Source organism: Patulibacter medicamentivorans (genome assembly GCF_000240225.1).
GTDB lineage: Bacteria > Actinomycetota > Thermoleophilia > Solirubrobacterales > Solirubrobacteraceae > Patulibacter > Patulibacter medicamentivorans.
Map to the genome: position 1 here is coordinate 1 of NZ_AGUD01000127.1, position 4,991 is coordinate 4,991.

The window sequence follows — 4,991 nt, forward strand, 5'->3', positions numbered from 1 at the left end:
CGCTGGCCGGGTACCCGAACACCGCCGACCTGCTCTACCGCCTGCAGCTGGCCGAGAACTACTACGGACTCGCCCGACTCGACGGGTCGCTGCGACCGGCCGGCACGGTCTGGCGGACCTTCGCCGGCAGCACCCTCCCGGCACCATCCTCCAGCGGCGAGTGCAGCTCGATCCTACGGGCCTTCCAGGTCGACGACGACCTCCGCGCGATCCACCCGGAGTACTTCACCAGCGGCGGCAAGCTGCGCACCACCGCCCCCTGATCGACGCCGGACCGGACGCCCGCCCACCGCGGCGGGCGCCGGGACCGGATCCTAGGCCGCGCCGTCGTCCTCCAGCCCCAGGTCCAGCTGCGACTCGTGCTGGTCCGGATCGCGCTGGTAGCGCCGGCGCGCCGCCTTCTTCCAGTGGCGGACGAGCTCGCGGGCGCTGGCGGTCCGCCACGAGACGCCCTTGCAGACCGGCTCGATCCGGACGCTGTCGCCCTCGAACCCGAGCACCAGCGCCAGGAACCGACGGCCCTTCTTGTCGACCTCGACGATGTCACCGGGCTCGATCGGCGCGACTCGCACCCGGCGAGGCTACCGACCCCGGCTGGGCAGGTCGTTGCGTCCACACCATGTCGGCCCTCGATCGGGCACGCTGTGTCGCCGTGACCACGGACCGACCGTCGTCCTCGCCGGCCCCCGACGGCGCCCCGGCTCGCGATCCCGCGACGCTGCGCGTCGCGATCATCAGCGACACCCACTTCCCGCGCCGCGGACGGTCGCTGCCCGACGACGTCCTGCCGCGGCTGCGCAACGCGGACGCGGTGGTGCACGCCGGCGACCTCTGCGACCTGCAGGCGCTCGACGAGCTGCGGACGCTCGGCCCGCCGGTCCACGTCGTGCTCGGCAACAACGACCGTCCGCTGCGCCAGCTGCTGCCGGAGACCCTGACGCTGGAGCTCGGCGGGCACCGGATCGGGGTCGTCCACGACGGCGGCGACCGCCGCGGACGGCTGCGGCGGCTGCGGCGCTGGTTCCCGGGGCACGACGCCGTGATCTTCGGTCACAGCCACGTGCCGGAGCACGAGATCGATCCCGCCGACGGGTTCCAGGTCTTCAACCCCGGCAGCCTCACCGATCGCCGGCACCGCTGGCCGGTGCACACCTTCGGCGAGGCCCTGATCGACGCCGACGGCATCCGCTTCGCGCTCTTCGAGCGCGGCGCCTGAGGGCCCGGCCCGCCGCTGCCCCGACGACCGGGTGTCCCCCGGCCGTCGGGTTACGCCGGTGAAGCCGCGGGTCGCGCGAAGGGCGCGGCCCTAGCGTTCGCTCGATGCCCCGCCCGCTGACGTCCGAGTAGCGGCACCGCGATGCCCGCCGTCCTCATGCCCCGCCTGTCGGACTCGATGGAGGAGGGCACGATCGTCTCGTGGCTGGTCCCCGACGGGACGGCCGTCGCCCCCGGGGTCGAGATCGTCGAGATCGAGACCGACAAGGCGACGATGGCCTACGCCGCCGACGTCGCCGGGGTGCTGCGGATCGGCGCCGGAGCCGGCGCGACGCTCCCGCTCGGCGCGCTGATCGGGCTGATCGAGGTCGAGGGCGAGGAGCTGTCGGCGGCCGACCTGGCCGGGGTCGTGGGAGCGGCCGAGCACATCACCGAGGACGCGGCCGCCGCCCCGCCGGCCGACCCGCCGCGGGAGGGCCCGGCGGCCACGCCCGAGGCACCCGCCGCCCCCGCCACCGGCGCGGCGCCCGCCGCCAGCCGCCGCGACCCGACCCGGATCGAGCGGCTGGTCGCCCGGCGGATGGTCCAGAGCCGGACCGAGATCCCCGAGTTCACCGTCACCGTCGAGGTCGACATGAGCGCGGCGCTCGCCCTGCGCGCCGACCTCAAGGCGGTCGCCGGCGGCTCGTCCGGCCGCCGCGTGCCGTCGGTCAACGACCTGATCGTCAAGGCCTGCGCGCTGGCGCTCCGCGACCACCCGCGGATCAACAGCGCCTGGGTCGACGAGCAGATCGTCACGCCCGAGCGGGTCAACGTCGGGATCGCCGTCGCCACCGACGACGACGGGCTCGTCGTCCCGGTGCTGGCCGACGCCGACGAGCTGACCCTCGGCGTGCTCGCCGCCCGCACCCGCGAGCTGACCCGCCGCGCCCGGACCGGCGAGATCACCCCGCCCGAGCTGTGCGGCGGCACCTTCACGATCAGCAACCTCGGGATGCTCGGGGTCGCCCACTTCACGGCGATCATCAGCCCCGGCCAGGGCGCGATCCTGGCCGTCGGCTCCTCGCAGCAGCGCTACGTCCCGGTCGCCGGCGAGCCGGTCCTGCGCCCGATCCTGTCGCTGACCCTGACCAGCGACCACCGCGTGATCTACGGGGCCCACGCCGCGGCGTTCCTCGATCGCGTGCGGGCGCTGCTCGAGCACCCTGGCGGGCTGGCGCTCTAGTCCGCCTGGCCGGCACCGGCCGCGCCGACCTGATTCGATGGCTCGGGTGGACGACGACGCGAAGCGCAGCGCCGCTCGCGAGCTGGCCGCGGCCGCGCTCGCCCGGGGCGACGCGACCGGCTGGTTCGAGGAGCTCTACGCCACCACCCCGCCGGAGGCGATCCCCTGGGCCGAGCTCGTGCCCGACCCGCGGCTGGTGGAGTGGGCGGACGAGCACGGGCTGGACGGCAGCGGCCGCCAGGCGCTGACCGTCGGCAGCGGCTTCGGCGACGACGCCGAGCACCTGGCCGGGCTCGGCTTCGCGGTCGTCGCCTTCGACATCGCGCCGACCGCGATCCGGCACGCGCAGCTGCGGTTCCCGTCCTCGCGCGTGCGCTACGTGCTGGCCGACGTGCTGGCGACGCCGCCCCAGTGGTACCGGGCCTTCGACTTCGTGCTCGAGGCCTACACGCTGCAGGTGCTGCCCCCGGAGCTGCGGCCGGCCGCCGCCCGCGGGATCGCCGAGACCGTCGCTCCCGGCGGCACGGTGCTGGTGCTCTGCGACGGCCGCGACGAGCACGAGGAGCCCGGCGCGATGCCGTGGCCGCTGACGGCCGCCGAGGTCGTCGCGCTCTTCGAGCCGTGGCTGGAGCCGGGCGACCCGGAGCTGCTGGCCGACGACGGCCGGCAGCCGCCGACCCGCCGGCTGCGGGTCGTCCTGCGGCGCCCGCGCGACCACCACGGCCAGACCGGCTGACGCCGCGGCGACGTTGCGCCGCCGGTCGCCCGGCGCCGGCCGCCGGGCGATCCGACGTGCGATCCTCGTCGGACCGATGTCCGAGCCGACCGAGATCGCCACCAGGACCCCGGAGGACGGCGTGTCCGTCGAGGAGGGGACGAAGCGCGGGACGGTGACCACGCGGATCCCCTCGAAGCCGCAGACCGCCCTCGCCCGGCGGCTGGCCGAGGTCCGGGCGACCGTCCCGACCTGGACCGCCAGCGTCGACGTCGACGTCGAGGAGCTGCGGTTGCTCCTGCCCGACGTCGAGGGACGGCCGGAGCCGATCGACGCGGTCGTCGCCGCCGTCGGCGAGGCCCTGCGCGGGCACGAGCGGGTCAACGGCGCCTGGCGCGACGGCATGCTCGAGTCGTGGTCGCGAGCCAACGTCGCGCTCGCGATCGACCTCGACGGCGGGGCGATCGTGCTGCCGACGCTGCTCGACGCCGACGCGGCGACGCTGGCCGAGCTGGCGGCGCGCCGCCGCGACGTGACGGCGCGCGCCCACGACGGGACGCTGCGGGCGCCGGACAGCGCGGGCGCGACCTTCGCGGTCGTCGACGGCGGCTCCGACGGCCCCGACCGCTTCGACGCGATCATGCCTCCCGGGACCGGCGCGGCCCTGGCGGTCGGCGCCATCCGCCGGCGGCCGTGGGTCGTCGGCGAGGCGCTCGTCCCCCGGCACCTCCTGACCCTGACCCTGACCGCGGACCACCGCGCGATCTACCCGTCGCACGGCGGCGCGTTCCTGCGGCGGGTCGCCGGGCTGCTCGAGGACGCCCGCCCGCTGCTCGGGCGCTGACCGCCCGCGGGCTCAGCGCAGCGAGACCGGCCGCGGACCGGCCATCCCGCCGACCTCGGCGTTCGGCCGGGCGTCGGGATCGGCGCGGGCGATCGGATCGCCGCTGTCGGTCCGCACGATCGCGCACCAGGCGCGGCCCGGCTGGCCGTTCGGCATGCACGCGCGGTACAGGTCGTCCGTCCAGCGGCGGAGGTCGACCTGGTCGCGCTGGATCGACGCCGGCCCCTCGCGCGCGGCCAGGCTCTGCGCCGCCTGCACGATCCGCTGCGTCTGCTGGCGCTCGGCGACCAGCGCCGGCCGGTGGACGATCCCGCCGGCCGTGATCGCGACGACCCCCAGCAGCATCGCGTAGGTCGCCGCCCGGTCGCGGGCGACCAGCCGCGGCAGCGACGGATCGCGGCGGCGCAGGACCCGCGACCCGATCCCACCGCCGACGATCACCAGCGCCAGGTTCAGGAAGCCGCCGAGCAGGAACGCGCCCATCAGCGGCCCGCCCTCGCCGCTCAGGGGCAGGGCGCTCAGCAGCACGGCGTCGGCGACCACCGCGACCACGAACCCGATCCGGGCGCTCGATCCGCGCAGCCGCCAGCGCAGCCGCGCCACCCACAGCGGCGGTTCGCGACGGCCGCGCTCGCCTCGGGTCGGTGCCTGCGCCATCGCCCTGAGGGTACCCCGATCGACCACCGCTGACGAGCGCCGCGGCGACCGCCTGGCCGACGTCCTGCGTCGTCGGCGCCGCGGTCGTCTACCGTCCAGTGACGTGGCGCCCGACGGTCCTCCCTCCGAGCCGCCCCCGCGTGGCGACGAGCCGCGTCGTCGGCGCACGGCCGACGACTGGGGGGACGCCGACTGGGAGACCCCCGTCCGCCGCCGCCGTGGGGCGCCGGCGCCCCAGGACGAGCCCGCGGACGAACTGCGGGCGACCCCGCCCGACCCCGCGCCGGCGCCGGAGGACGACGACCGGCGCCCGGCCCCCGCGGCCGCGCCCGACC

7 protein-coding genes and 1 pseudogene are annotated in these 4,991 nt (G+C 76.6%); 6 read left to right on the plus strand and 2 right to left on the minus strand.

Translation table 11 applies throughout. From position 1 onward, the window contains the following. Positions 1-263 (plus strand): hypothetical protein (locus PAI11_RS27025; protein WP_040599602.1); only part of this gene is annotated, 263 nt, incomplete at its 5' end. A 51-nt stretch (positions 264-314) separates the two neighbouring features. On the opposite strand, the gene PAI11_RS09835 is transcribed toward PAI11_RS27025, so the two are convergent. After that, entirely contained in the window at positions 315-572 is a 258-nt protein-coding gene (locus PAI11_RS09835; RefSeq protein WP_007573772.1) for a hypothetical protein, read from the minus strand. Positions 573-652: 80 nt separating this feature from the next. Here PAI11_RS09835 and PAI11_RS09840 point away from each other — a divergent pair, with 80 nt between their 5' ends. From PAI11_RS09840 to PAI11_RS09855, 4 genes are all read left to right on the plus strand, one after another. Further along, positions 653-1,216 (plus strand): metallophosphoesterase family protein, encoded by a 564-nt coding sequence (locus PAI11_RS09840; RefSeq protein WP_007573774.1) that lies wholly within the window; start codon positions 653-655, stop codon positions 1,214-1,216. A 141-nt stretch (positions 1,217-1,357) separates the two neighbouring features. Further along, positions 1,358-2,440 (plus strand): dihydrolipoamide acetyltransferase family protein, encoded by a 1,083-nt coding sequence (locus PAI11_RS09845; protein ID WP_007573777.1) that lies wholly within the window; start codon positions 1,358-1,360, stop codon positions 2,438-2,440. A gap of 46 nt (positions 2,441-2,486) precedes the next feature. After that, positions 2,487-3,176 (plus strand): class I SAM-dependent methyltransferase, encoded by a 690-nt coding sequence (locus tag PAI11_RS09850; RefSeq protein WP_007573779.1) that lies wholly within the window; start codon positions 2,487-2,489, stop codon positions 3,174-3,176. Between the two features lie 76 nt (positions 3,177-3,252). Continuing rightward, positions 3,253-3,999 carry a 2-oxo acid dehydrogenase subunit E2 gene (locus tag PAI11_RS09855; protein WP_007573781.1) on the plus strand — a complete coding sequence of 249 codons (747 nt, stop codon included), beginning with the start codon at positions 3,253-3,255 and terminating at the stop codon, positions 3,997-3,999. A 12-nt stretch (positions 4,000-4,011) separates the two neighbouring features. Here the strand turns inward: PAI11_RS09855 and PAI11_RS09860 are convergent, their stop codons facing one another. Beyond that, positions 4,012-4,656 (minus strand): hypothetical protein, encoded by a 645-nt coding sequence (locus PAI11_RS09860; RefSeq protein WP_007573783.1) that lies wholly within the window; start codon positions 4,654-4,656, stop codon positions 4,012-4,014. Positions 4,657-4,759: 103 nt separating this feature from the next. On the opposite strand from PAI11_RS09860, the pseudogene PAI11_RS27800 reads away from it, so the two are divergent. After that, positions 4,760-4,991, plus strand: a pseudogene (locus tag PAI11_RS27800) (hypothetical protein); the annotation flags it as partial.

Bases quoted from the DNA above. Each gene is read 5' to 3' on its own strand.
- PAI11_RS09855 (WP_007573781.1), top strand. From the start codon at position 3,253: ATGTCCGAGCCGACCGAGATCGCCACCAGGACCCCGGAGGACGGCGTG.
- PAI11_RS09845 (WP_007573777.1), top strand. From the start codon at position 1,358: ATGCCCGCCGTCCTCATGCCCCGCCTGTCGGACTCGATGGAGGAGGGC.
- PAI11_RS09860 (WP_007573783.1), bottom strand. From the start codon at position 4,656: ATGGCGCAGGCACCGACCCGAGGCGAGCGCGGCCGTCGCGAACCGCCG.